This window comes from Stenotrophomonas sp. YJH_SMC_110 (assembly GCF_059369255.1).
The window spans coordinates 93,022-115,563 of the sequence record NZ_JCAFSM010000007.1 but is presented as its reverse complement, the minus strand read 5'-3'; the positions used below and the strand labels follow the sequence as shown (position 1 = coordinate 115,563).

General features: G+C 67.7%; 22 protein-coding genes. 17 read left to right on the top strand and 5 right to left on the bottom strand.

Going from position 1 to position 22,542, the window contains the following annotated elements; all coding sequences use genetic code 11:
- Nucleotides 1-14: 14 nt before the first annotated feature.
- The 4 genes from sufB to AC5P6H_RS14165 all read left to right on the top strand — a co-directional run bounded on the left by sufB (nt 15) and on the right by AC5P6H_RS14165 (nt 4,844).
- Entirely contained in the window at nt 15-1,490 is a 1,476-nt protein-coding gene (gene sufB / locus AC5P6H_RS14180; protein ID WP_014646271.1) for a Fe-S cluster assembly protein SufB, read from the top strand.
- 74 nt (nt 1,491-1,564) lie between these two features.
- Nucleotides 1,565-2,329, top strand: a complete 765-nt coding sequence (sufC, locus tag AC5P6H_RS14175) for a Fe-S cluster assembly ATPase SufC (protein ID WP_032957818.1) — start codon at nt 1,565-1,567, stop codon at nt 2,327-2,329.
- Nucleotides 2,329-3,591: a Fe-S cluster assembly protein SufD gene (gene sufD, locus AC5P6H_RS14170; RefSeq protein WP_495202784.1), complete on the top strand. Its 1,263-nt coding sequence runs from the start codon at nt 2,329-2,331 to the stop codon at nt 3,589-3,591. The genes sufC and sufD overlap by 1 nt, the downstream gene beginning before the upstream one ends.
- Nucleotides 3,588-4,844 carry a cysteine desulfurase gene (locus AC5P6H_RS14165; protein WP_046429365.1) on the top strand — a complete coding sequence of 419 codons (1,257 nt, stop codon included), beginning with the start codon at nt 3,588-3,590 and terminating at the stop codon, nt 4,842-4,844. Before sufD ends, AC5P6H_RS14165 begins: the two co-directional genes overlap by 4 nt.
- A gap of 15 nt (nt 4,845-4,859) precedes the next feature.
- On the opposite strand, the gene AC5P6H_RS14160 is transcribed toward AC5P6H_RS14165, so the two are convergent.
- Nucleotides 4,860-5,510, bottom strand: a complete 651-nt coding sequence (locus AC5P6H_RS14160; RefSeq protein WP_495202783.1) for a transposase — start codon at nt 5,508-5,510, stop codon at nt 4,860-4,862.
- Between the two features lie 208 nt (nt 5,511-5,718).
- Here AC5P6H_RS14160 and AC5P6H_RS14155 point away from each other — a divergent pair, with 208 nt between their 5' ends.
- The 13 genes from AC5P6H_RS14155 (at nt 5,719) to AC5P6H_RS14095 (ending at nt 19,143) form a co-directional block, all read left to right on the top strand.
- Complete coding sequence (locus tag AC5P6H_RS14155) at nt 5,719-6,258, top strand: GNAT family N-acetyltransferase (RefSeq protein ID WP_069117492.1); 540 nt, start codon at nt 5,719-5,721, stop codon at nt 6,256-6,258.
- Nucleotides 6,255-6,587 carry a non-heme iron oxygenase ferredoxin subunit gene (locus tag AC5P6H_RS14150; RefSeq protein ID WP_014646265.1) on the top strand — a complete coding sequence of 111 codons (333 nt, stop codon included), beginning with the start codon at nt 6,255-6,257 and terminating at the stop codon, nt 6,585-6,587. Before AC5P6H_RS14155 ends, AC5P6H_RS14150 begins: the two co-directional genes overlap by 4 nt.
- 175 nt (nt 6,588-6,762) lie before the next feature.
- Nucleotides 6,763-7,164, top strand: coding sequence for a hypothetical protein (locus AC5P6H_RS14145; RefSeq protein ID WP_041863144.1), 402 nt, complete (start codon nt 6,763-6,765; stop codon nt 7,162-7,164).
- A gap of 151 nt (nt 7,165-7,315) precedes the next feature.
- Entirely contained in the window at nt 7,316-9,610 is a 2,295-nt protein-coding gene (locus AC5P6H_RS14140) for a TonB-dependent receptor (RefSeq protein WP_495202782.1), read from the top strand.
- A gap of 68 nt (nt 9,611-9,678) precedes the next feature.
- Entirely contained in the window at nt 9,679-10,398 is a 720-nt protein-coding gene (locus AC5P6H_RS14135; RefSeq protein ID WP_495202781.1) for a tetratricopeptide repeat protein, read from the top strand.
- Nucleotides 10,399-10,408: 10 nt separating this feature from the next.
- Entirely contained in the window at nt 10,409-11,086 is a 678-nt protein-coding gene (locus tag AC5P6H_RS14130; protein ID WP_032957365.1) for a Fe2+-dependent dioxygenase, read from the top strand.
- Between the two features lie 163 nt (nt 11,087-11,249).
- Nucleotides 11,250-11,651 (top strand): hypothetical protein, encoded by a 402-nt coding sequence (locus AC5P6H_RS14125; RefSeq protein ID WP_197557522.1) that lies wholly within the window; start codon nt 11,250-11,252, stop codon nt 11,649-11,651.
- Nucleotides 11,652-11,796: 145 nt separating this feature from the next.
- The gene (locus AC5P6H_RS14120; RefSeq protein WP_495202780.1) at nt 11,797-14,217 is read left to right on the top strand and encodes a TonB-dependent receptor domain-containing protein; all 2,421 of its coding nucleotides are present in this window, start codon (nt 11,797-11,799) and stop codon (nt 14,215-14,217) included.
- Between the two features lie 191 nt (nt 14,218-14,408).
- Entirely contained in the window at nt 14,409-15,047 is a 639-nt protein-coding gene (locus tag AC5P6H_RS14115) for a PepSY-associated TM helix domain-containing protein (protein ID WP_164233148.1), read from the top strand.
- 26 nt (nt 15,048-15,073) lie between these two features.
- A complete protein-coding gene (locus AC5P6H_RS14110) occupies nt 15,074-15,592 on the top strand; it encodes a DUF2271 domain-containing protein (RefSeq protein ID WP_005408420.1) in 519 nt (172 codons plus the stop codon).
- A gap of 122 nt (nt 15,593-15,714) precedes the next feature.
- The gene (locus AC5P6H_RS14105) at nt 15,715-16,518 is read left to right on the top strand and encodes a DUF4198 domain-containing protein (protein ID WP_014646257.1); all 804 of its coding nucleotides are present in this window, start codon (nt 15,715-15,717) and stop codon (nt 16,516-16,518) included.
- A gap of 52 nt (nt 16,519-16,570) precedes the next feature.
- The gene (locus AC5P6H_RS14100) at nt 16,571-17,542 is read left to right on the top strand and encodes an FAD:protein FMN transferase (RefSeq protein WP_495202779.1); all 972 of its coding nucleotides are present in this window, start codon (nt 16,571-16,573) and stop codon (nt 17,540-17,542) included.
- Entirely contained in the window at nt 17,539-19,143 is a 1,605-nt protein-coding gene (locus AC5P6H_RS14095) for a sulfite reductase subunit alpha (RefSeq protein WP_495202778.1), read from the top strand. Before AC5P6H_RS14100 ends, AC5P6H_RS14095 begins: the two co-directional genes overlap by 4 nt.
- Nucleotides 19,144-19,290: 147 nt before the next feature.
- Here the strand turns inward: AC5P6H_RS14095 and AC5P6H_RS14090 are convergent, their stop codons facing one another.
- From AC5P6H_RS14090 to AC5P6H_RS14075, 4 genes are all read right to left on the bottom strand, one after another.
- Entirely contained in the window at nt 19,291-19,899 is a 609-nt protein-coding gene (locus AC5P6H_RS14090; RefSeq protein ID WP_049441065.1) for a HutD/Ves family protein, read from the bottom strand.
- A gap of 34 nt (nt 19,900-19,933) precedes the next feature.
- Nucleotides 19,934-20,659 carry a murein L,D-transpeptidase catalytic domain family protein gene (locus tag AC5P6H_RS14085; protein WP_478426403.1) on the bottom strand — a complete coding sequence of 242 codons (726 nt, stop codon included), beginning with the start codon at nt 20,657-20,659 and terminating at the stop codon, nt 19,934-19,936.
- A gap of 17 nt (nt 20,660-20,676) precedes the next feature.
- Nucleotides 20,677-21,759, bottom strand: coding sequence for a L,D-transpeptidase (locus AC5P6H_RS14080; RefSeq protein WP_041863141.1), 1,083 nt, complete (start codon nt 21,757-21,759; stop codon nt 20,677-20,679).
- 351 nt (nt 21,760-22,110) lie between these two features.
- A complete protein-coding gene (locus tag AC5P6H_RS14075; RefSeq protein WP_014036262.1) occupies nt 22,111-22,437 on the bottom strand; it encodes a ComEA family DNA-binding protein in 327 nt (108 codons plus the stop codon).
- Nucleotides 22,438-22,542 lie beyond the last annotated feature (105 nt).

Here is a 22,542-nt window from a genome sequence, read left to right as displayed (position 1 = left end):
CGTAGGCAGCCCCCATGGCCACCGAAACCATCGAAAACGTCGCCCACGACGACACCCCCAACCGCGAGATCCACGAGCAGCTCGGCCGCAAGTATTCGGCCGGCTTCATCACCGAGATCGAGTCGGACTCCCTGCCGCCGGGCCTGGACGAGGACACCATCCGTGCCCTGTCGGCCAAGAAGGACGAGCCGGAGTGGATGACGCAGTGGCGCCTGGATGCCTACCGCCACTTCCTGACCCTGCCGATGCCGGACTGGGCCAAGCTGGAGATCGCGCCGATCGACCTGCAGGCGCTCAGCTACTACTCCGCGCCGAAGGGCCCGAAGTACGCCTCGCTGGATGATGTGCCGAAGGAACTGCTCGACACCTACGACAAGCTGGGCGTGCCGCTGCACGAGCGCGCCAAGCTGGCCGGCGTGGCGGTGGATGCGGTGTTCGACTCGGTATCCGTGGGCACCACCTTCCGCAAGGAACTGGCCGAGAAGGGCGTGATCTTCTGCTCGATGTCCGAGGCCATCAAGGAACACCCGGCGCTGGTGCGCCAGTACCTGGGCACCGTGGTGCCGGTCGGTGACAACTACTTCGCCGCGCTCAACTCGGCGGTGTTCTCCGATGGCAGCTTCGTGTTCATTCCCAAGGGCGTGCGCTGCCCGATGGAACTGAGCACCTATTTCCGCATCAACGCCGGCCACACCGGCCAGTTCGAGCGCACCCTGATCGTGTGCGAGGACAAGGCCTACGTCTCCTACCTGGAAGGCTGCACCGCGCCGATGCGCGATGAGAACCAGCTGCACGCCGCGGTGGTCGAGCTGGTCGCGCTGGAAGATGCGGAGATCAAGTACTCCACGGTGCAGAACTGGTACCCGGGCGACGAGAACGGCGTCGGTGGCATCTACAACTTCGTGACCAAGCGTGCCGAATGCCGTGGCGCGCGCAGCAAGGTCACCTGGACCCAGGTCGAGACCGGCTCGGCGATCACCTGGAAGTACCCCTCGTGCGTGCTGCTGGGCGACGATTCGGTCGGTGAGTTCCACTCGGTCGCGCTGACCCATCACCGCCAGCAGGCCGACACCGGCACCAAGATGATCCATGTCGGCAAGCGCACCAAGAGCAAGATCGTCAGCAAGGGCATCAGCGCCGGCCGTGGCCAGAACACCTACCGCGGCCTGGTGCGGGTGGACCGCAACGCCGAGGGCGCGCGCAACTACACCCAGTGCGATTCGCTGCTGATCGGCAAGCAGTGCGGCGCCCACACCTTCCCCTACATCGAGGTGAAGAACCCGGGCGCCACCGTCGAGCACGAGGCCACCACCTCCAAGATCTCCGATGACCAGCTGTTCTACTGCCGCGCCCGTGGCATCAGCCAGGAAGACGCGGTGTCGATGATCGTCGACGGCTTCTGCAAGCAGGTGTTCCGCGAACTGCCGATGGAGTTCGCGGTGGAAGCCAAGAAGCTGCTGGAAGTCTCGCTGGAAGGTTCGGTGGGCTGACCGCCCGCCCCTGCCCCTCGCAAACGCATTCTCTTTACCGGCGGGCCCTGGCCCGCCCCACGGAAACCCCCACCATGCTGAAGATCGAAAACCTCCACGCCCGCATCGGCGACAAGGAAATCCTCAAGGGCCTGTCGCTGGATGTGAAGCCCGGCCAGGTGCACGCCATCATGGGCCCGAACGGCGCCGGCAAGTCCACCCTGGGCAACGTCCTGGCCGGCCGCGACGGCTACGAAGTGACCGAAGGCAGCGTGCAGTTCGACGGCGTCGACCTGCTGGAGCAGGACCCGGAAGCACGTGCCGCCGCCGGCCTGTTCCTGGCGTTCCAGTACCCGGTGGAAATCCCGGGCGTGAACAACACCTACTTCCTGCGCGCGGCACTGAACGCCCAGCGCAAGGCGCGCGGCGAAGAAGAACTCGATTCCATGCAGTTCCTCAAGCTGGTGCGGCAGAAGCTGGCCGTGCTGCACCTGAAGGACGAACTGCTGCACCGTGGCGTCAACGAAGGCTTCTCCGGCGGCGAGAAGAAGCGCAACGAGATCTTCCAGCTGGCCGTGCTGGAACCGAAGCTGGCGATCCTGGACGAGACCGACTCGGGCCTGGACATCGACGCGCTGAAGAGCGTGGCCGACGGCGTCAACGCACTGCGCGGCGCCGACCGTTCGTTCCTGGTCATCACCCACTACCAGCGCCTGCTGGACTACATCAAGCCGGACGTCGTGCACGTGCTGGCCGATGGTCGCATCGTCAAGAGCGGCGGCCCCGAGCTGGCGCTGGAGCTGGAAGCGCACGGCTACGATTTCCTGAAGGACCGGGTCGTGCCCGAGGCGGCGGTCTGATGAGCGCCCTGCTTGACTCCATGGCCCAGGCCTTCTGTGGCAGCGATGCGCGCCGCGAAGTGCTGGATGCGGCCCTGCGCGACGGCCTGCCCGCCGCCCGCAATGAAGCCTGGAAGTACACCTCGCTGCGCCAGCTGGAACGCCGTGCGTTCGCTGCAGCGCCGCTGCAGGCGCCGGCGCTGGACGCCGCGCTGCTGGACGACATCCCGGCGCCGCGCCTGGTGTTCGTCAACGGCCGCCTGGATGCCACGCTGAGCGATGTGCAGGCCCTGCCGTCCGGCGTGCAGCTGCAGCCGCTGTCGGCCGCGCTGGCCGCTGGCGAAGACGCCGTGCGTTTCCTTGGCCGTCGCTACGAGCGCAGCGAAGAGATCTTCGCCCGGCTCAACGCCGCACTGGCCGATGAAGGCGTCGTGCTGCGCGTGGATGAAGGCGTGCAGGTCGAAACGCCGCTGCAGCTGGTATTCGCCAGCGTCGCCGGCGAAGCCGACCTGGCCTGGCACCATCGCCACCTGATCGAACTGCGCGCCGGCGCCAGCCTGGGCGTGGTCGAGCACCGCTTCAGCGTGGGTGACTCCGCCCACCTGGACAACACCGTGCTGCATGCCCACGTCGCCCGCGATGGCGTACTCAAGCACGCCCGCGTGCAGGCCGGCAGCGCCCGCCAGACCAGCTTCCTGCGTACCGACGCGGTGCTGGCCCGCGACGCGCAGTACCACCGCGTGGACCTGGAACTGGGCGCCGCGCTCAGCCGCCACGAACTGAACGTGCGCCTGGAAGGCGACAACGCCCGGCTGACCGCCAACGGCGTGCTGCTCGGCAATGGCCGCCGCCACGTCGAGACCCGCCTGGGCATCGACCACATCGCGCGCGATACCGCCTGCGAGCTGCTGTGGCGCGGCGTTGCCGCCAACCGCAGCCGTGTGGTGTTCCATGGCGGCATCCAGATCCGCGAAGGCGCCGACGGCACCGACGCGAACCTGTCCAACAAGAACCTGCTGCTGTCGGCCGATGCCGAGATCGACACCCAGCCGACGCTGGTGATCGACGCCGATGAAGTGAAGGCCGCGCACGGCGCGACCGTCGGCCAGCTCGATGCCAATGCGCTGTTCTACCTGCGCTCGCGTGGCCTGCCCCAGGTCCAGGCGCAGGCACTGCTGAGCGCTGCGTTCTGCCATGAACCGCTGAAGATCCTGCCGGACGCGTTGCGCGAGCAGCTGGCACGCCGCCTGGACAAGGCCCTGGCCGAGGCGGGTGTGGCATGAACCTGTCCACGCCACGCCCGATCGAAGAACGCACCGGCGCCCCGGACTGGGATCGCGTCCGCCTCGACTTCCCGCTGCTGATGCGTGAAGTGCACGGCAAGCCGCTGGTCTATTTCGACAACGCCAACACCGGCCAGAAGCCGGTACAGGTGATCGGCGCGGTGGATGAGTTCTACCGCCGCTACAACGCCAACGTCAGCCGCGCGGTGCATGCACTGGGCAGCGAAGCGACCGACGCCTACGAAGGCGCACGCAACAAGCTGGCACGCTTCCTCAACGTGCGCGCCAGCGACCTGGTGCTGTGCAGCGGCACCACCTTCGCCATCAACCTGGTGGCCTACTCGTGGGCGCTGCCGCGATTGAAGGCCGGCGACGTGATCCTGATCACGCGCATGGAACACCATGCCAACATCGTGCCGTGGCAGCTGGTCGCGCAACGTACCGGCGCCACCATCCGCGTGGCCGAGATCACGCCCGATGGCGCGCTGGACCTGGATGCGCTGCGCGCGGCGATGACCCCGGAGGTCAGGCTGCTGGCGGTCACCCATGTCTCCAACGTGCTGGGCACGGTCAATCCGGTGCGCGAGATCTGCCGTGAAGCGCGCAAGCGCGGCATCATCACCGTGGTCGATGGCTCGCAGGCGGTGCCGCACCGCAAGGTCGACGTCGCCGCGATCGGCTGCGACTTCTACGCCATCACCGGCCACAAGATGTGCGGTCCGACCGGCACTGGTGCGCTGTGGGCGCGCCGCGAGCACCTGGACGCGATGCCGCCGTTCCTCGGCGGCGGCGAGATGATCAAGGAAGTCAGCTTCGACGGCACCGTGTTCAACGATGCCCCGCACAAGTTCGAAGCCGGCACCCCGAACATCGCCGGTTTCATCGGCCTGGGCGTGGCCGCCGACTACCTGCAGCAGCTCGGCCAGGAGAACGTGGAAGCCCGCGAAGCCGAACTGCTGGCGCACTTCACCGAGGAGCTGCGCCGCGTCGACGGCCTGCGCATCATCGGCGAAGCGCCGGAGAAGGCCGCCGTGGTCTCGTTCCTGATCGATGGCGCGCATGCGCACGATCTGGCCACCCTGCTCGACCTGGAAGGGGTGGCCGTGCGCTCGGGGCAGCACTGCGCACACCCGCTGCTGCAGTACTTCGGCGTCGCCGCCACCTGCCGTGCCTCGCTGGCGTTCTACAACACGCACGCCGAGATCGAGCGCTTCATGACCGCGCTGACCAAGGTGCGCAAGCTTCTGGGCTGAGCCGGCACACCGGGGTCAGATCCCTTTCGCGACGCGAAAGGGATCTGACCCCAGCAACGTCCCCACCAACCGGCGCTGTGACTGCAACGCTGCCCGGATCGCGACCAGATCACCCGCAGGAATGCCCTGCGCAATGAACTCCACATACCGCCTTCGCCGCTCTTCCACATCGAAGGCCATCAAATCGAACGCCGGGTGTGGTGTAAGCAGCGCGTTGCACGTTCCCCGCGCATTGGCCCGATAGCTGGACCAGCGATAGTCGCCGGGATGCGCCACCCTCCCCGCCCGCACCGGATTGAGCTCGATGTAGCGCTGGCAGGCCAGCAGATAGCGATCCGTATCCACCTGCGTGGAATGGAAACGTCCTTCCCACAGGGTTCCCGTGCGGCCCTGTCGATCGTTCACCCGGCGCACGTAGGCCCGGTTTACCGCCTGCATCATCCGAGACAAGCCGCCGGACACATCGGGTGTCGCCAGCAGGTGGATGTGATTGTCCATCAGCACATAAGCGTGGACCCGGCAGTGCTGCTGGTCTGCGTGATGACACAGCAGGCGCAGGTAGGCGACGCGGTCGCCATCCGCAAAGAACACGCGCTGACGATTGTTGCCGCGCTGGACGACATGTTGCGGATATCCGGGCGCATCGATGCGCCGTGGCCTTGGCATGGGCTGCTCCTGGTAGCAGGGGGTCAGGGCCCTTCGCTGCGCAAAGGGATCTGACCCCGAGCATCTGCCGATTCCGGGCCCGTGCCAGTCGGTCCATGGCCTGCCGTTGAGTCAGTAGATGCCGGGGTCAGATCCCTTTCGCGTTGCGAAAGGGATCTGACCCCACTCCCCCATTTGCGCCCGCCCACGCCCCACCTAGAATGGGGCCATGAGCACCCTGACCTTCCGCGCCGCCACGCCGGCCGACATCCCCGCCCTGATCGCCCTCGTCACCTCGGCCTACCGGGGCGACGCCAGCCGCGTTGGCTGGACCACCGAAGCCGACCTGCTGGATGGCGCCCGCATCGACGCCGAAGGCATCCAGGCCGACCTCGACCGCCCGCGCTCGACCATCCTGCTGGCCGAGCGCGAAGGCGTTCTTGTGGCCTGCGCCCACGTTGCCGACGTCGACGGCAACGGCTACTTCGGCATGTTCTCGGTCGATCCTGCCCAGCAGGGCGGCGGGGTCGGCAAGCAGCTGATGGACGCCGCCGAAGCGCACGCCGCACGCGAATGGAAGGTGCCGGTGATGCAGATGACGGTGATCGACGTACGCGACGAACTGATCGCCTTCTACGAGCGCCGCGGCTACCAGCGTACCGGCATCAAGAAGCCGTTCCCGTATGGCGACGAACGCTTCGGAATCCCCAAGCGCGACGACCTGCGCTTCGAGGTCCTGGAAAAGCCACTGGCCGGAGCCGCCGCGTGAGCGATACCTGGACCTTCGTGTGTGCCGGCAACGAGCTGCTGCCCGGTGAAATGAAGAGCGTGTTCGACGAAGTGACCGGCACGCCGATCGTGGTGTTCAACCTCGACGGCGAGCTGTACGCGCTGGAAGACCAGTGCACGCATGAGGAGTTCGAGCTGTCCTCGGGCGAGTTCAACACCGACGAAGGCAGCGTGGAATGCGTGCTGCACGGCGCGCGCTTCGACGTGCGCGATGGCCGCGCCCTGTGCGCCCCGGCCTATACGCCGGTACCCAAGTTCCCGGTGAAGCGCGAACACGACGCCGTCTGGACCCGCGACGACCGCGATTGACGCGGCGTTCGGCCGCCGGCGACTCCGCCCAGGGGTGGAAGCCAGCGGAGCGCGCTGAGAGGCGTTCAGGGGCCTCCCCGGGCCTCCAGACCGCTCGTTCGCCCGCGCATATGCGAATCATTATCGTTGATGTTATCCTACGTAACATCTTCGTAACGACTCCGTCCCCTGCGCCATGGCTTTGCCCGCGCCCGCCGCCACGCTGTGCCAGCTTGCCCGCCATGGGTGGCCGTTGGCTGTGGCCCTGCTGCTGACGCTGCTGCTGGGCTGGTCGGCCCTGCACGAAGGGCGCGATGGACCCGCCACCTACGGCTGGCAGGCACACGCTGAAGATCTTCAGCAGGCTATGCCGATGCCGGCCCCGCCGGCGGACGAGTGCCCGCGCCATGCGGTGCCAGCACCGGAGCCGCCGCTGGATGGCGAGGGCACAACGCCCTGTACCGGACTGGCTCCCCCGCGCGCCGCCCTGGTCGCGCATGTTCCGCTGTGGCGCTCCGATGCCCTGCACTGGCAGCTGCACGATCCCGCACTGCGGTTGAACCCCGGCCACGCACCGCCCGCACCGCACGCCAGCTGAGGCGCCCTGCGGCCATTGCCGTGCGCCTGGAGTCGTCCGCCGCCCAGCCGAGCATCGGCTCGGCTCTACAGAAAACGCCCTCTACATGCCGTCGCGCTGTCTGCGCTTCGGCCCTCGCCCCTTTCCGATCCCAGCCACTACCACCCAAGCCATGACCCACATCACGTCCCGCAAGCGCGCCCCGCGCGTTTCCCTGCTCGCCACCGCCACCCTGGCCGCCGGCTTCGCGCCGTTGGCCGCACAGGCGGCCGACAGCGCTGACGCAGCCTCCTCCCGCAAGGCCACCGACCTGGGCAAGGTGCAGGTGCGCGGCAGCTGGTTCAATCCGTCCTCGCCGAAGTTCACCGCTGAACTGCTGGACACCCCGAAGTCGGTGTCGATCGTCTCGGAGAAGCTGATCGCCGAAACCGGTGCGACCAACCTGCAGGATGCGCTGCGCATGGTGCCGGGCATCACCTTCGGTGCCGGCGAAGGCGGCAACCCCACCGGCGACCGTCCCTTCATCCGTGGCTTCGATTCGCAGAGCAACGTCTTCGTCGATGGCCTGCGCGACGTCGGCTCGCAGACCCGCGAGATCTTCGACCTGGAGCAGGTGGAAGTAGTCAAGGGCCCGAGCTCGGCCTACGGCGGCCGTGATTCCGGCGGTGGCAGCCTGAACCTGGTCAGCAAGACGCCGAAGCTGAAGAACGAGACCAGCGCCAGCATGGGCATCGGCACCGACAGCTACGCGCGCGGCACCGTGGACGCCAACTACGTGCTGGGCGATGGCATCGCCGCGCGCCTGAACCTGATGAAGCACGAATCGGACATCGCTGGCCGTGACGCCGCCAATGTCAGCCGCTGGGGTATCGCGCCGTCGATCGCGTTCGGCCTGAACGGCCCGGCCCAGCTGATCGCCAGCCACTACCACATGCAGAGCGATGACCTGCCGGACGCGGGTGGCTTCCCGTATGGCAACCCGAACGGTGCGCCGGCCTCGAAGTGGGTCGACGGCCGCCCGATGGTGCCGGACCGCAACAACTACTACGGCCTGGTCGACCGTGACTTCCAGCGTACCCGCGCCGACATCAGCACCCTGGATGCCAGCTACGACTTCGGCGGCCACAAGCTGCGCAACATCGCGCGCCTGGGCAACACCAGCAACGACTACCTGTGGACCCAGCCGGACGACAGCCAGGGCAACCCGAACAACTACGGCACCCTGTGGCGCCGGACCAACAGCCGTGCCGTCGACGTCAAGAGCTTCGCCGACCAGCTGGGCCTGACCGGTGCCTTCCAGACCGGTGCGCTCAAGCACAGCTACAGCGCGGGCGTGGAATACAGCGACGAGAAGATGACCCGCGGCAGCTATCTGATGACCCCGGGCACCAGCAACCCGCTCACCGGCAACAGCAAGTGCCCGACCACCGGCGCGGCCACCGGCTACAACTGCACCGATTTCGCCAATCCGAACCCGCGCGATCCGTGGGCGGCCACCCATTCGGTGTACCGCAGCGACAAGGCACTGGACGTAGAGCAGCGCACCAGGACCACCTCGGCCTACGTGTTCGACACCATCGAGCTCAATGAGCAGTGGATGATCAACCTCGGCCTGCGCTACGACGACTTCCGCACCACCCTGACCACCCCGGTGGCCGGCAAGGCACCGACCCGCGTGCGCAACAGCAACGACTTCCTGAACTACCAGGCCGGCGTGGTGTTCAAGCCGGCCGCCAACGGCAGCATCTACCTGTCGTGGGGCACCTCCTCGACTCCGCCGGGCATGGACGGTGGTGATGGTTCGGACGGCCTGAGCGCCGCCGTGGCCGACCTCAAGCCGCAGGATACGAAGAACCTCGAGCTGGGCACCAAGTGGGACCTGTTCGACCAGCGCCTGAACCTCACCGCGGCGATCTTCCACACGGTGATGAACAACGCGCGCGTGACGGTCGACAACGGCACCAGCCAGAATGCCGGCAAGAAGGAAATCAACGGCTTCGAGCTGGGCTTCACCGGCCAGCTGACCGACGCCTGGAGCCTGTACGGCGGCTACACCTACCTGGACTCGGAACTGAAGGACAACGGCTTCGTCTGTGGTGCACCGGTCGGCCGCACCTGCCCGTCCAACGTCTACGTGCCCTCGCCGTACAACGGCAACGTATTCCCGAACACCGCCAAGCACAGCGCCAACCTGTGGACCACCTACCGCTTCCCCATCGGCCTGACCGTCGGTGCCGGTGCGTTCTACTCGGACAAGCAGTACGGTGACGTCGCCAACACCAAGTGGATCGCCAGCTACACCCGCTTCGACGCGATGGCCAGCTACGCGATCCAGGACAACATCAGCCTGCAGCTCAACGTGCAGAACCTGACCGACAAGACCTACTTCACCAAGGCCTATGCCTCGCACTACGCGAGCATCGCCCCGGGTCGCTCGACCACCCTGGCACTGAACGTGAAGTTCTGATGTAGCTTCGCTCCACCACGGCGGCAGGCTCTCCTGCCGCCGTTTTTGTTTCCGGCGATACTCACCCCATGGCAACCCGTACCCCCATCGACAGCGACGCCCTGGCCGAACTGCTGCAGCACGATCCGCAGGCCGCGTTCGTACGCGTGCGCGACGCTGCGCAGGCTGGGCAGGTCGATGCACAACTGCTGCTCGCGCAGATGCACATGGAAGGCAAAGGCACCGCGCAGGACGCCTCGGCGGCGCTGCTCTGGTACGAAACCGCCGCCAACAACGGCGCGCCGATGGCGATGAACATGCTCGGCCGCTGCCATGAGCTGGGCCACGGCACGGCGGTCAACCTGGCGCTGGCGGCGGTGTGGTACCGGCGCGCGGCCGACACCGGCCTGGACTGGGGCCTGTACAACCTGGCCAACCTGCTGGCCACCGGCCGCGGCATTGCGCAGGACCGCGCGCAGGCACTGGCCCTGTACACCCGTGCCGCGCACCTGGGCCACGCCAAATCGATGAACCTGCTGGCCCGCCACCTCGAAGACGGGCTGGATACCGCACCCGATCCGCAGGCGGCGCTGGCCTGGTACCAGCGCGCGGCCGAGGCCGGTGATTTCCGCGGCCAGGCCAACTACGCCTCGATCCTGCTGCAGGCCGGCCAGGTCGAGCAGGCCGTGCACTGGCTGCGGCTCGCACTGGCGCACGGCAGCCCGGCATTCATGGCGCACATCGTGCCGGAGCTGGCCGCGTCACCGCATCCACAGGTGCGCGCCCTGGTCGCACCGCCGTCCCTCTGAGGAGTCCCGCATGCTGCTGCACATCCCCGACATTCTCAGCGCCGACCAGGTCGCCGACTTCCGCCGCCGCCTCGACGCCGCCGACTGGACCGATGGCCGCGAAACCGTGGGGCATCTGGGCGCACAGGCCAAGCACAACCAGCAGCTGCCCGAGGCTTCGCCGCTGCGCCGCGAACTGGGCGAGATCATCCTCGTCGCGCTGGCCCGGCACCCGCTGTTCTTCAGTGCCGCGCTGCCGCTGAAGTACCTGCCACCACGCTTCAACCGCTACAGCGGTGGCGGCACCTATGGCTACCACGTCGATGGCGCGGTGATGAACCTGGCCAATGGCGAACAGCTGCGTTCGGACATCTCCTGCACCCTGTTCCTGTCGGCGCCGGACGAATACGAAGGCGGCGAGCTGATCATCAGCGATACCTACGGCGAGCACGAAGTGAAGCTGCCGGCCGGCGACCTGGTCGTGTATCCGTCCAGCAGCCTGCACCAGGTGCGGCCGGTCACCCGCGGCGCGCGCGTGGCCTCGTTCTTCTGGGTGCAGAGCATGATCCGCGACGATGTGCAGCGCCGCCTGCTGTGGGAAATGGATGGCGCGATCGAGCGCCTGCGGCAGACCGGCGGCGACGCCGAGGCGGTCCTGCAGCTGACCGGCGTGTACCACAACCTGTTGCGGCGCTGGAGCGAAGTCTGAGCCTTGCCGGGCCGGCCTGCGACATTTTGGCAATCATTCTCATTTGCAACAGCTAACAGCTCTCATTACAATCACGCCCCGTTGATGCCGGCCGCTGCCGGCAGCCCCAGGGAACCCCCGCTTGCTGCGCCCGCTTCGCCCTCGCCCACTCATCCATCGCAAGATGGGCACCGCCATGCGCGGCCAGCGTCCTGCGCTGGCCAGCCTGCTGGCGTGGGTGGCAATGCTGGCGTTGCTGCTGGGCACCCTGCCGCTGCTGCCACAGGCCCACGCCGGCATCGCCGTGCAGGTGCCGTTGGAGGAGCGCGGAGGCGAAGCGCCCCTGCAGGAAGAGGCGCCGGCCAAGCTGCGCCGCTGCGCCTCCGCTCCGGTGAAGTCGGCCGAGAAGGCACGCCCGCCGTTGCTGCTGGCCAGCCACTGGCTGCGCACTGAGCTCGACCTCGTACCCGCCATGCCGGCCATGCCCGGCGTGCGCGCGGACTGGCCGCTGGCCGCTCCGGACACGCCCTGGGCCGATGCGCCCGGGCGCCGTCAGCAACGCGGCCAGGCGCCGCCGCTCGCCTGATCCACGGCCCGACGTGACCGCCTGCGCGGTCGCGCCTGCACGCCGCTGCCTGCTTCATCCCTGCCGCCCCTGACCGGCCCTTCCGTGCCTGCCGCGCCCTTCGCGCACGGCACCGCGCCACCCTGCATCCTTCGAGGTAACTGCCATGGCTCAGCGCCATCGTGTCCGTTCGTCCCTGTCCCGTACCCTGCTGACCAGCGCCGTGCTGGCGGCTTGCGCCAGCCCCGCCTTCGCCCACGGTGACGCCGCAGGCGCGCCGCAGACGCTGGACAAGGTGGTGGTCACCGCCGCCGGCTTCGAGCAGAAGGTGATCGATGCCCCGGCCAGCATCAGCGTGGTCAGCCGCGAGGAACTGAGCAAGCGCCCGTACACCAGCCTGGTCGATGCGCTGCGCGACGTCGAAGGCATCGACGTCGGCCTGGAAGCGACCGACAAGAACGGCCGCGCCACCGTGTCGATGCGCGGCCTGCCGTCCGAGTACACCCTGGTGCTGATCGACGGCCGCCGCCAGAGCAATGTCGGCCAGATCTATCCGAACAACTTCGGTGGCGGCCAGTTCGCCTACCTGCCCCCGCTGGATGCGATCGAACGCATCGAAGTCGTGCGCGGGCCGATGTCCACGCTGTACGGTTCGGACGCGATGGGCGGTGTCATCAACATCATCACCCGCCGAAACCAGGACAGCTGGCACGGTTCGGTCAGCCAGGGCTTCACCGTGCAGCAGGACGACCAGTTCGGCGATGCACGCACCACCGACCTCTACCTCAGCGGCCCTTTGCTGAAGGAGCGCCTCAGCCTGGCAGTACGCGGCAGCTACTACGACGCGAAGGCTTCCAACCCGGAATGGGATGCGTTGTCCCTGCCCGACGGCACCCTGTGGGAGCGCAGCATCGGCTTCGGCGGTGGTGGCAAGTCGGTGGCCAACACCAACTGGAACAGCGGCGTGCGGTTGGACGTCCGCATCAACGACGATCACGAACTGTGGCTGGACTACGACGTGTCGCGGCAGAAGTTCGACAACAGCGAAGGCCAGACCGGCACCCTCGACAGCCTGGCCAGCCTGTGGCGCGTCGGCAATGCCGTCATTCCCAACCCGAACGGCAGCGGTACCGTCACCCGTCGCGTGGTGCAGCCGCGCGTGGGCTACACCGCCTACCAGCGCTACGAACGCGACCAGTTGTCGCTGACCCATCAGGGCCGCTACAGCTTCGGTACCTGGCAGACCTCGCTGACCCACAGCAAGAGCAGCAACCTGGGCCGTTCGCTGCCGCTGACCCTGGAAGAGCGCGCCAACCTGCAGACGCTATGGAATGACGTCTGCCGCCGCACCGGTGCTGCCAACAACTGTGCGGCCGGCCGCGGCAACGCCCTGGTTGCCCTCAACCCGAGCGAGATGGCGCGCCTGCAGGCGTTCCTGCCGCGCCCGCTGCGCACCATGGAACTGGAAGGCTACGTGCTCGACACGATGCTCGACCTGGACTTCGGCGCGCACACGCTGACCGTGGGCGGCCAGTACAACGACACTGACATGGTCGACGGTGTGTTCGGCATGGATGGCGCCGGCTACCGCAGCAACGTCAAGCAGATGCACCGCATGTGGGCGCTGTTCGCCGAGGACAACTGGGCGCTGACCGACACCCTCACCGCCACCTTCGGCCTGCGCTACGACGACCACAACGTATTCGGCAGCCATGTCAGTCCGCGTGGCTACCTGGTGTGGAATGCCAGCGATGCGTGGACCTTCAAGGGCGGCGTCAGCACCGGCTACAAGACCCCGCGTCCGGACCAGCTGTTCCCGGGCATCACCGGCTTCGGTGGCCAGGGCGCGCTGCCACTGGTCGGTTCGCCGAACCTCAAGCCTGAAACCAGCACCAACTACGAACTGGCCGCCTACTATGAAGGCCAGCGCTGGGGCTTCAACGTCACCGGCTTCTTCAACACGTTCGAAGACAAGATCGCCAGCGGCGGCACCTTTGCGAACTGCGAAGTAGCCCGCGCCGGCAGCGGCTACTGCGTGGACATCGGCCCGGGCTGGGCGGCACTGGGCTACAGCACGTTCACCCAGAGCGTGAACATCGACAAGGCCGAGACCCGCGGTGCCGAACTGGCCGCGCATGTCGACCTGCTCGACACCCTGCAGCTGCGCGGCAACTACACCTGGACCAGGAGCGAGCAGACCAGCGGCGCGCAGAAGGGCCTGCCGATCAGCGGCACGATGCCGGCCAGGCACATGGCCAATGCCAGCCTCAACTGGCAGGTCAACGAAGCGATCAGCCTGTCGCTGATCGGCGAAGGCCGCTACGACCGCTACCGCGACACGCTGCTGGACGCCAACGGCGCCAGCCACACCCGCTACTACCAGGACTACACCATCTTCCATCTCGGTGGCAGCTGGAAGGCCACGCCATGGCTGACGGTGAACGCACGGGTCAACAACCTGTTCGACAAGGACTTCGTTTCGCAGTCGTGCCTGCTGATCAGCCAGAGCGAGTTCAACTGCGTGGACGACTACGCGACCAAGGACCAGCGCCGCAGCTACTGGATCTCGTTGAACGCGAAGTTCTGATCGCCGCGCCCGGCCCCGGTGGGTGCCGACCTTGGTCGGCACCGCTTCATCCACGCGTGGCGTGGATCTACCGATCGGTAGTGCCGGCCGCTGGCCGGCAATCGCCCTCCAGCGATACAGAACGACACGCAATTGCGAGCTATTCTCATCAATGATGTAATGGGCAGTCCCCGTCCGCCTCGAACCGTGCCGTGAGCCGTCCTGCCTCTTCCACCGTGGCGCAGCAACAGAACCGTGGCTTCTGGCTGCGGACGCTGCACCAGTGGCACTGGATCAGCTCGGCGGTGTGCCTGATCGGCATGCTGCTGTTCGCGGTGACCGGCCTGACCCTCAACCACGCCGCGAAGATCGAAGCCAAACCCCAGGTGCAGAACCAGCATCTGGAACTGCCGGCCGATCTGCTCGGCCAGCTCGGCACGCGCGAAAACGGCAATGCACCGATTCCGCGCCCGGCCCGGCAATGGCTGGACACGCAGCTGGGCATCGCCATCGGCGGGCGCCCGGCAGAGTGGTCGGCCGAGGAGATCTACCTGTCGCTGCCGCGCCCCGGCGGCGACGCCTGGCTGAGCATCGATCGCGGGACCGGCGCGGTGGAGTACGAATCAACCTCGCGCGGCGCGGTGTCCTACCTCAACGACCTGCACAAGGGCCGCAACGCGGGCCCGGCGTGGAGCTGGTTCCTGGACCTGTTCGCCGTGGCCTGCCTGGTGTTCTGCATCACCGGCCTGTTCCTGCTGCACCTGCATGCACGCCAGCGGCGCATGACCTGGCCGCTGGTCGGCCTCGGCCTGATGATTCCGCTGCTGATCGCCCTGCTGCTGATCCACTGACTTTCCTTCGTTTCCGGAGCCGCCCCATGCGCGTCACCCTGACCATCGCCCTCAGCGGCCTGCTGGCCACCTCGCCGGCGTACGCCACCACCCTCGACATCAACGTCGAAGTGCCCAAGCTCAACGTGGCCGAGTACCACCGCCCGTACGTGGCGGTGTGGCTGGAAGGCGCCGACCAGAAGGTCGCGGCCAACCTGTCGGTCTGGTACCAGCAGACCAGCAACAGCGAAGGCCACGGCACCAAATGGCTGCCGGACCTGCGCCAGTGGTGGCGCAAGAGCGGCCGCACCCTGCAGGTGCCGGTGGACGGCGTGACCGGCCCGACCCGCCCGGCCGGCAAGCACGCGCTGTCGTTCAACGACAGGCAGCCGGCACTGAAGCAACTGGCCCCGGGCAACTACACCCTGGTGGTGGAAGCGGTGCGCGAAGTCGGTGGCCGCGAACTGCTGAAGATCCCCTTCACCTGGCCGGCCACCGCCGCGCAGAACGGCAAGGCGCAGGGCGCCACCGAACTGGGCCAGGTCACCCTTGCCGTCAAACCATAACCGCCTGAGCCGGGGTCGGATCCCTTCCGCAGGAAGGGCTCTGACCCCATCGCCCTATCCCTCGGGGTCAGAGCCCTTTCCGCTGGAAAGGGATCCGACCCCTTCCAACTGGAGTCTTCCGCATGAAGCGCACGCTCGTCCTCGCCGCCGCCCTGGCCGCTGCCCTTCCCTTCTCCGCCCTGGCCCACAAGGCCTGGCTGCTGCCCTCGCAGACCGTGATCGCCGGCAACGCGCCGTGGATCACCGTCGACGGTGCGGTCTCCAACGATCTGTTCTACTTCAACCACGTGCCGCTGCGCCTGGAATCGCTGGTGATCACCGCGCCGGACGGCAGCACCGTGCAGCCGCAGAACGCGTCGACCGGCAAGTACCGCAGCGTGTTCGACATCGAACTGAAGCAGTCGGGCACTTACCGCATCGCGTCGGTCAATGACGGCCTGTTCGCCACGTACGAGCAGAACGGCGAGCGCAAGCGCTGGCGCGGCAGCGCGGCTACCTTCGGTGAATTGCCGAAGGACGCGAAGAAGCTGGAAGTGAGCCAGTCGATCGGCCGCGTGGAGACCTTTGTCACCAACGGTGCGCCGAACGACACCGCGCTGAAGCCGACCAACCGTGGCATCGAGCTGGTCGCCGTCGGCCACCCGAATGACCTGTTCGCCGGCGAGGAAGCCACCTTCCGCGTGCTGGTCGATGGCAAGCCGACCGCCGGCCTGCAGTTCGAGATCGTGCGTGGCGCCACCCGCTACCGCAACGCGCAGGACGAGCTGAAGCTGACCAGCGATGCCAAGGGCGAGATCAAGGTGACCTGGCCGGAAGCCGGCATGTACTGGCTGGAGACCGGCACCGAGGACAACAAGACGTCGGTGAAGCAGGCCGCCAAGCGCCGCCTGAGCTACGTCGCCACGCTGGAAGTGCTGCCGCAGTAATGTGGACCGCGATGCCGGGCGTTCCCCGGCATCGCCACCGCAACGCATCACCATGACCGATTCCCATCTCGACATCGCCCGCCTCGGTGGCACCACCATGGGCACCACCTGGAGCGTGTCGCTGGTCGCGTCGCGCCAGCGCGACCTGCACCCGCTGCACGCCGGCATCCAGGCGCGGTTGGACGACGTGGTCGCGCAGATGAGCACCTGGGAGCCCGGCTCGGATCTGAGCCGCTACAACCGCGCCGACGCTGGCCAATGGTGCGTGCTGCCGGCGGAGACCCGCCACGTTGTGACCTGCGCACAGGCCATCGCTGCCGCCAGTGACGGCGCCTTCGATCCCACCATCGGTCCGCTGGTTGCACTGTGGGGCTTCGGTGCACATGCCGGTGAACGCCGCCAGCCCGACGCCGCTACCCTGCAGGCCACCCGTGAGCGTTGCGGTTGGCAGCGCCTGCAGTGGCAGGATGATGCGCTGCTGCAACCGGGCCGGCTGGAACTGGATCTCTCTGCGATCGCCAAGGGCTTCGGCGTCGATCACGTCGCCGCTTGGCTGCGCGCGCAAGGCATCGCTGCAGCATTGATCGAAGTCGGCGGCGAACTGGCCGGCTACGGCCGCAAACCGGACGGCCAACCGTGGCGCGTGCTGGTGGAATCCGCACCGGAAGAGGATGTGCACACCGAAACCCCGCCACGGGTGCTGGCGCTGGACGGCAAGGCGGTGGCCACTTCGGGCGATCGCTGGCACCAGTACCAGGCCGATGGCGAGGCCTACAGCCACAGCCTCGACCCGCGTACGGGCAGGCCGGTGCAGCAGGTCGCCGCAGCGGTCACCGTCGTGGCCGACGACGCCATGCACGCCGATGCCTGGGCTACCGCACTGACCGTGCTGGGTCGCGAACAGGGCATGGCGCTGGCCGAGCGCGAAGGACTGGCCGCGCGCTACCTGCAACGCACCGCAGACGCCCCGCAGGAATTTCTCAGCAGCGCCTTCCAGCGCCTGCTCGACGGGCAGGACGCATGAGCACTCGGCCATCGCGTGCGTGGCTCGGCAACACACTTGTACTGATCGTACTGGCGCTGATCGCCTGTGCGCTGCTGCGCCTGCACCTCGGCGAATCCTGGTGGCAGGGCGCACCGCCGGCACGGCAATCGCAGATCGCCATCATCGCCACCGCGCTGTACGCGCTGGCCTGCGCAGCCCTGTGGTGGCGCACTCGTCCGCGCGATGATGCGGCGTCCGCCGATACCGCGCCGCTCCTGCTGGTCTGGTCCAGCCAGACCGGCTTTGCCCGCGAACTGGCCGAACGCAGTGCCGAGGCCCTGCGTGGTGCCGGCGTGCCGGTGCGTGTGCGCGGATTGCACCAGGTGGATGCAGCGTTGCTGGCCGACAGCCAGCGCGCGCTGTTCATTGCCAGCACCACCGGCGAAGGCGATCCGCCCGACCACGCCCTGCCGTTCCTGCGCGGGGTGATGGCCACGCCGCCTCCGTTGCAGCATCTGCAGTACGGCGTGCTCGCGCTGGGCGACCGCAGCTATGGCCACTTCTGCGGATTCGGCCACCAGCTGGACCAGTGGCTGCGCCAGCATGGCGCGCACCCGCTGTTCGATGCGATCGAGGTCGACAATGCCGATCCGGCGGCGCTGCGACATTGGCAGCAGTTGCTGGGACAACTTGGCGGAGGCGCCACTGAACTGCCCGACTGGAGCCCGGCCGAGTATCAGCCGTGGACGTTGCTGCAACGCCAGCATCTGAATCCGGGCAGCCCCGGCGGCCCGGTGTACTGGGTGCGCCTGCAGCCACCGCCTGGCGTCGATGTGCAGTGGCAGGCCGGCGACATCGCCGAGATCGGCCCGCAGCACCCACGCCACAGCGCGCGCGCCTGGCTCGATGCACAGGGCTTCAATGCAGACACCATGCTGGATGACGGGCAGGCGTTGCTGGCCCGTATCGAGCGCTCGCATCTGCCCTCGCTGGTTCCCCCGGGTGATCTGCCCGCACTGCTGGCAACCCTGCAACCGCTGCCGCATCGCGAGTACTCGATCGCCTCGGTGATGGCCGACGGCGCGGTGGAGCTGCTGGTGCGCCGCCAACTGCGCGCCGACGGTACACCCGGCATCGGCAGCGGCTGGCTGTGCGACCACGCGCCCATCGGCGAACCGGTGCAACTGCGGCTGCGCCGCAACGACAATTTCCATGGCGTGCCCACCGATGTACCGCTGCTGCTGATCGGCAACGGCACCGGCATCGCCGGCCTGCGCGCGCACCTGCACGAACGTGCCCAGCGCGGCGCGCGCCGCACCTGGCTGCTGTTCGGCGAGCGCACCGCCGCGCACGACTTCCATTTCGGCGAAGAACTGCAGGCGATGCTGGCCAGCGGCACGCTGGCACGGCTGGATGCAGTGTTCAGCCGCGACGGCGGCGCGCATCGCTATGTGCAGGACCGGCTGCAGGCCGAAGCGGCGACGCTGCGGCAGTGGGTCGATGAAGGCGCGACGATCCTGGTCTGCGGCAGCCTGCAGGGCATGGCCCCGGGCGTGGATGCAGTGATCGAGCGGGTGCTGGGTACCGCAGGCAAGCAAGCGATGCTGCTGGCCGGTCGTTACCGGCGCGATGTGTATTGAACGAACCGTCGGGGTCGGTTCCCTTTCCGCAGGAAAGGGCTCTGACCCCAACCACAGCCGCACCATGACGGCGTGCCCAGGCATGGTGGCAACCGCACAGCAGTAGATCCACGCCATGCGTGGATGGCGCCCACCGGCGCCCAGGAATCATGCTCCCGCCGCGCTCACCCGTATCGCCAACAACTCGCCACCACCGCTGAGCGCATGCCGTTGCCTCTCGCCCGCCGCCAACCACGCGGTGTCTCCCGCCTGCAGCGCCGGCAGGCCACTATCGGCACCGAACTGCGCCTGTCCGGCCAGCAGATGCAGCGCCCACGCAACGCCCGGTTCGCAGAAGAAGAACATCGATCCCACCAGCGGCCGGTGCAGCAGTTCGGCCTGCAGCAGCTCGCGCTTCCACATCAGGTTGAAGTCGTGGGTGGTGCCATCGACCAGTTCACCGTGCAGCGCTTCTTCACCGGCAAAGCGCACCCGCCCGTGCGGCGGCAGCACCTGGGCCACGCGGCCATCCTCGAAACGCAGGCGCACGCCATTGCCCTGCAGCAGCACCAGTTCTCGCTCCACGCCGGGGAAGGTGGAGAACGCAGCGTCCTGCTCGATCTCGGCCACCGACAGGCGCAGCGCCCAGTCATCACCCTGTGCGGGCAGGCGCAGGATCTCGCGGGTCCAGCCAAGTCCATTCCGCCAGCGTTCGCGACGATAGTCCAGGCTGGAAATGACCTGGCTCGGAGTGTGCAACAGGGAGTCGACGTTCATCGGCGCATTGCATCACGCCACGCGCCATCATGCATCACCGCGTAGCGAGCGTGCCCTGGCCACCGCATCCGCCGGCCAGCAGCTGCGAGTGCTTCAGCCAATCCTGGTCAGGGTAGTACGCAAACACCATCGTGCCGCCACGCAACGCATCGATCAGCGGCTTGGCCACCGAAAGGCGCACCGCCGGGCAACCCAGGCTGCGACCCAAGCGCCCCTGTAGCTGCGCGGTGGCCGGGTTCACGTACGGCGCACCGTGGATGACGATCGCGCGTTCGCGCGCACGGTCGTTGAAGCCCGGCTCCAGCCCGGCCAGGCGCAGCGAATATCCATTACCGCCCATGTAGGTCTCCTGCGCGGTAAACGCGCCGAGGCTGGACATGAAACTCCCATCGCGGTTGGAGAAGTGCTGGGTGCGGTTCTCGCCGCTGTTGCGGCCATGCGCCACCCATTCCTCGAACAGCAGGCGCTGGTGGGCCAGGTCGAACACCCACAGGCGCGGCTCGGTGGACGGCCGCGAATAATCGATCACGCTGAGACGATCACCGTTGATGCCCAGCTCCGGACGCTGCAACGCACAGCGCATGGCGTGCGCCGCCAGCTGCAACACGTGGCGGTCAGCCTTGGGCGCACTGCGCGACAGCAAGGCAGCCAGTTCATCAGCGCTGGTGGCAAGGGCGGGCGTCTGTGCCAGCGCCGGGGCGCTGGCCGAGGTCGCCAGCAGGCCGAACGCGGCCAGCCGGCACAGGCGGGATGCAGTCATGGGCACAACGAGGGGACTCAGTTGCCCTTGAGGGTGGACCCTGGCGGCTCGGATTCCAAGACCGGCTGCATTCCGGATTCAGCCGGGCTTGGGCGGACCGCCGGCAACGAGGTCACCAGCAGGGTCGTGCCCGGCACCAGCACCTGGTACAGCTGGCGGGCAAAATCGGCCGGCAGCGCCATTGGCAACGAGGGCGTGGCCAGCAGGTCCGGGGTGGCCTGGGCACGATCCTGGCCCAGCAGCGGATAGGCCGTCCACTGGTGCAGGCGCTGGTTCACGTCCAGCGGGCTGGGCGTATCGCTGTAGCCCTGCCCCATCACGAACAGCGTGGTGCCCTGGAATGCGGGCAGGGCGTCGGCCTTCAGCGGCGACTCGCCGATCATCACGCCGTCGCGCAGCACGTACAGGCGCTGGTCATGCAGGCTGACCAGGATGCCGACCTGCCCGGCCGGGGCTGCGCTGTCGTCCCACCAGGCCTGCGCCGGGGCCCCGCCCTCGGTTTCCGGCAAAGCCTGGCCGCGCGCGTTGACCGGTGCCAGCACCGAAGGATAGGCCAGGGTCATCGGCGAACTCTTGGCGTCGGCCACCACCACCGTATCGCCGCGCTGGGTTTCGCTGAACAGCTTCTGCGCGAACGCCTGCGGCAGGCGCACGCAGCCATGCGAGGCCGGATGCCCGGGCAGGCTGCCGCCATGCAGGGCGATGCCATCCCAGGTCAGCCGCTGCATGTAGGGCATCGGCGCGCTGTTGTAGAGGTTGGACCTGTGGTCCTTGTCCTTCTGCAGGATGGTGAACACGCCGGTCGGCGTCTCGTGCCCGGCCTTGCCCGAGCTGATCGTGGTCAGGCCGATGGCGATGCCGTTGCGGTAAACGTAGGCACGCTGCTCATCGAGGCTGACCACCAGCACGATCGGGCCGGTCGGCGAGATTTCCGGATGCCACAGGTACTCGCCCGGTTTCAGGTCGGTCGGCCCGCGCACGTCGGCGGTGCTGGCTTCGGCCGCAGGCTTGGCTGTCGGCGTCGGCGCAGCGGCATGGGCCAGCAGTGGCAGGGTCAGTGCCAGGGCGAGCATCAGGGTCGTGGGGCGGTGCACAAGCATCCAGCGGGGTCCTTTCCATGCGGAGCGGCCACCGTACACCATCGGCCCGTGGTGGCCGCGGCAAAACCAGGCGCCGGAAATGAAATTGCCCGGCGACACAGCCATGTGTCGTACCGGGCAATCGTTACGTCCTTGTCGGCCTGCTGCCGCCCCCTCGCATCCTGCGCTGTGGGGGTAGCGTTGCATCCTGCACGCGGCCGCGTCTGTCCTGTTTGTATCTCAGCCCCTTCCACAGGTCTGTGATGCCACCATCCTGGTGATTGGTGCCGCGTCCTGCGGCGGTCGGTGGTCACGGCCTTCCTGTCCGTGACCGGTGAACCAGCCTCCTGCCGGTTCCGACGATTCCTGCTGTCAGCGCCTGGGTACGGTCCGCACCGGTACCGATCCGGGTACCGGATCCGCCGGCAACAACCTGTTGCCTACGGTGATCCGCTGTCGATTCCGTTCGACGATCGCTTTCCCTATCCCCTTCACCTGCGTCAGGTCCTCGACGCGATGAAACGGGCCGTGTCTGCGCCGGTGCTCGACGATCGCCTCGGCCTTGGCGGCTCCGACCATCGTCAATCCCTGCTGCAGCGCCTGGGCATCGGCGCGGTTGATGTCGATCGGTTCGGCGGCATGCGCCCCAGCGATCCCCACTACCAGCACCAGCGCCCTCAACACGACAAACCAAGGCACGACGTGTATCTCCCTGTGATTCTGGCCGCCCCGACCGGCAATCCCGTCGGCAGGAACAGTGTCCGTCACCACATGTGCACAGCCTATCGGTTTCCCGGATTTCCG

What these genes read in the sequence shown, in the direction of transcription:
- sufB (WP_014646271.1), top strand. Translation starts at nt 15, where the DNA reads ATGGCCACCGAAACCATCGAAAACGTCGCCCACGACGACACCCCCAAC.
- sufC (WP_032957818.1), top strand. Translation starts at nt 1,565, where the DNA reads ATGCTGAAGATCGAAAACCTCCACGCCCGCATCGGCGACAAGGAAATC.
- sufD (WP_495202784.1), top strand. Translation starts at nt 2,329, where the DNA reads ATGAGCGCCCTGCTTGACTCCATGGCCCAGGCCTTCTGTGGCAGCGAT.
- AC5P6H_RS14165 (WP_046429365.1), top strand. Translation starts at nt 3,588, where the DNA reads ATGAACCTGTCCACGCCACGCCCGATCGAAGAACGCACCGGCGCCCCG.
- AC5P6H_RS14160 (WP_495202783.1), bottom strand. Translation starts at nt 5,510, where the DNA reads ATGCCAAGGCCACGGCGCATCGATGCGCCCGGATATCCGCAACATGTC.
- AC5P6H_RS14155 (WP_069117492.1), top strand. Translation starts at nt 5,719, where the DNA reads ATGAGCACCCTGACCTTCCGCGCCGCCACGCCGGCCGACATCCCCGCC.
- AC5P6H_RS14145 (WP_041863144.1), top strand. Translation starts at nt 6,763, where the DNA reads ATGGCTTTGCCCGCGCCCGCCGCCACGCTGTGCCAGCTTGCCCGCCAT.
- AC5P6H_RS14140 (WP_495202782.1), top strand. Translation starts at nt 7,316, where the DNA reads ATGACCCACATCACGTCCCGCAAGCGCGCCCCGCGCGTTTCCCTGCTC.
- AC5P6H_RS14135 (WP_495202781.1), top strand. Translation starts at nt 9,679, where the DNA reads ATGGCAACCCGTACCCCCATCGACAGCGACGCCCTGGCCGAACTGCTG.
- AC5P6H_RS14130 (WP_032957365.1), top strand. Translation starts at nt 10,409, where the DNA reads ATGCTGCTGCACATCCCCGACATTCTCAGCGCCGACCAGGTCGCCGAC.
- AC5P6H_RS14125 (WP_197557522.1), top strand. Translation starts at nt 11,250, where the DNA reads ATGGGCACCGCCATGCGCGGCCAGCGTCCTGCGCTGGCCAGCCTGCTG.
- AC5P6H_RS14120 (WP_495202780.1), top strand. Translation starts at nt 11,797, where the DNA reads ATGGCTCAGCGCCATCGTGTCCGTTCGTCCCTGTCCCGTACCCTGCTG.
- AC5P6H_RS14110 (WP_005408420.1), top strand. Translation starts at nt 15,074, where the DNA reads ATGCGCGTCACCCTGACCATCGCCCTCAGCGGCCTGCTGGCCACCTCG.
- AC5P6H_RS14105 (WP_014646257.1), top strand. Translation starts at nt 15,715, where the DNA reads ATGAAGCGCACGCTCGTCCTCGCCGCCGCCCTGGCCGCTGCCCTTCCC.
- AC5P6H_RS14100 (WP_495202779.1), top strand. Translation starts at nt 16,571, where the DNA reads ATGACCGATTCCCATCTCGACATCGCCCGCCTCGGTGGCACCACCATG.
- AC5P6H_RS14095 (WP_495202778.1), top strand. Translation starts at nt 17,539, where the DNA reads ATGAGCACTCGGCCATCGCGTGCGTGGCTCGGCAACACACTTGTACTG.
- AC5P6H_RS14090 (WP_049441065.1), bottom strand. Translation starts at nt 19,899, where the DNA reads ATGAACGTCGACTCCCTGTTGCACACTCCGAGCCAGGTCATTTCCAGC.
- AC5P6H_RS14085 (WP_478426403.1), bottom strand. Translation starts at nt 20,659, where the DNA reads ATGACTGCATCCCGCCTGTGCCGGCTGGCCGCGTTCGGCCTGCTGGCG.
- AC5P6H_RS14080 (WP_041863141.1), bottom strand. Translation starts at nt 21,759, where the DNA reads ATGCTTGTGCACCGCCCCACGACCCTGATGCTCGCCCTGGCACTGACC.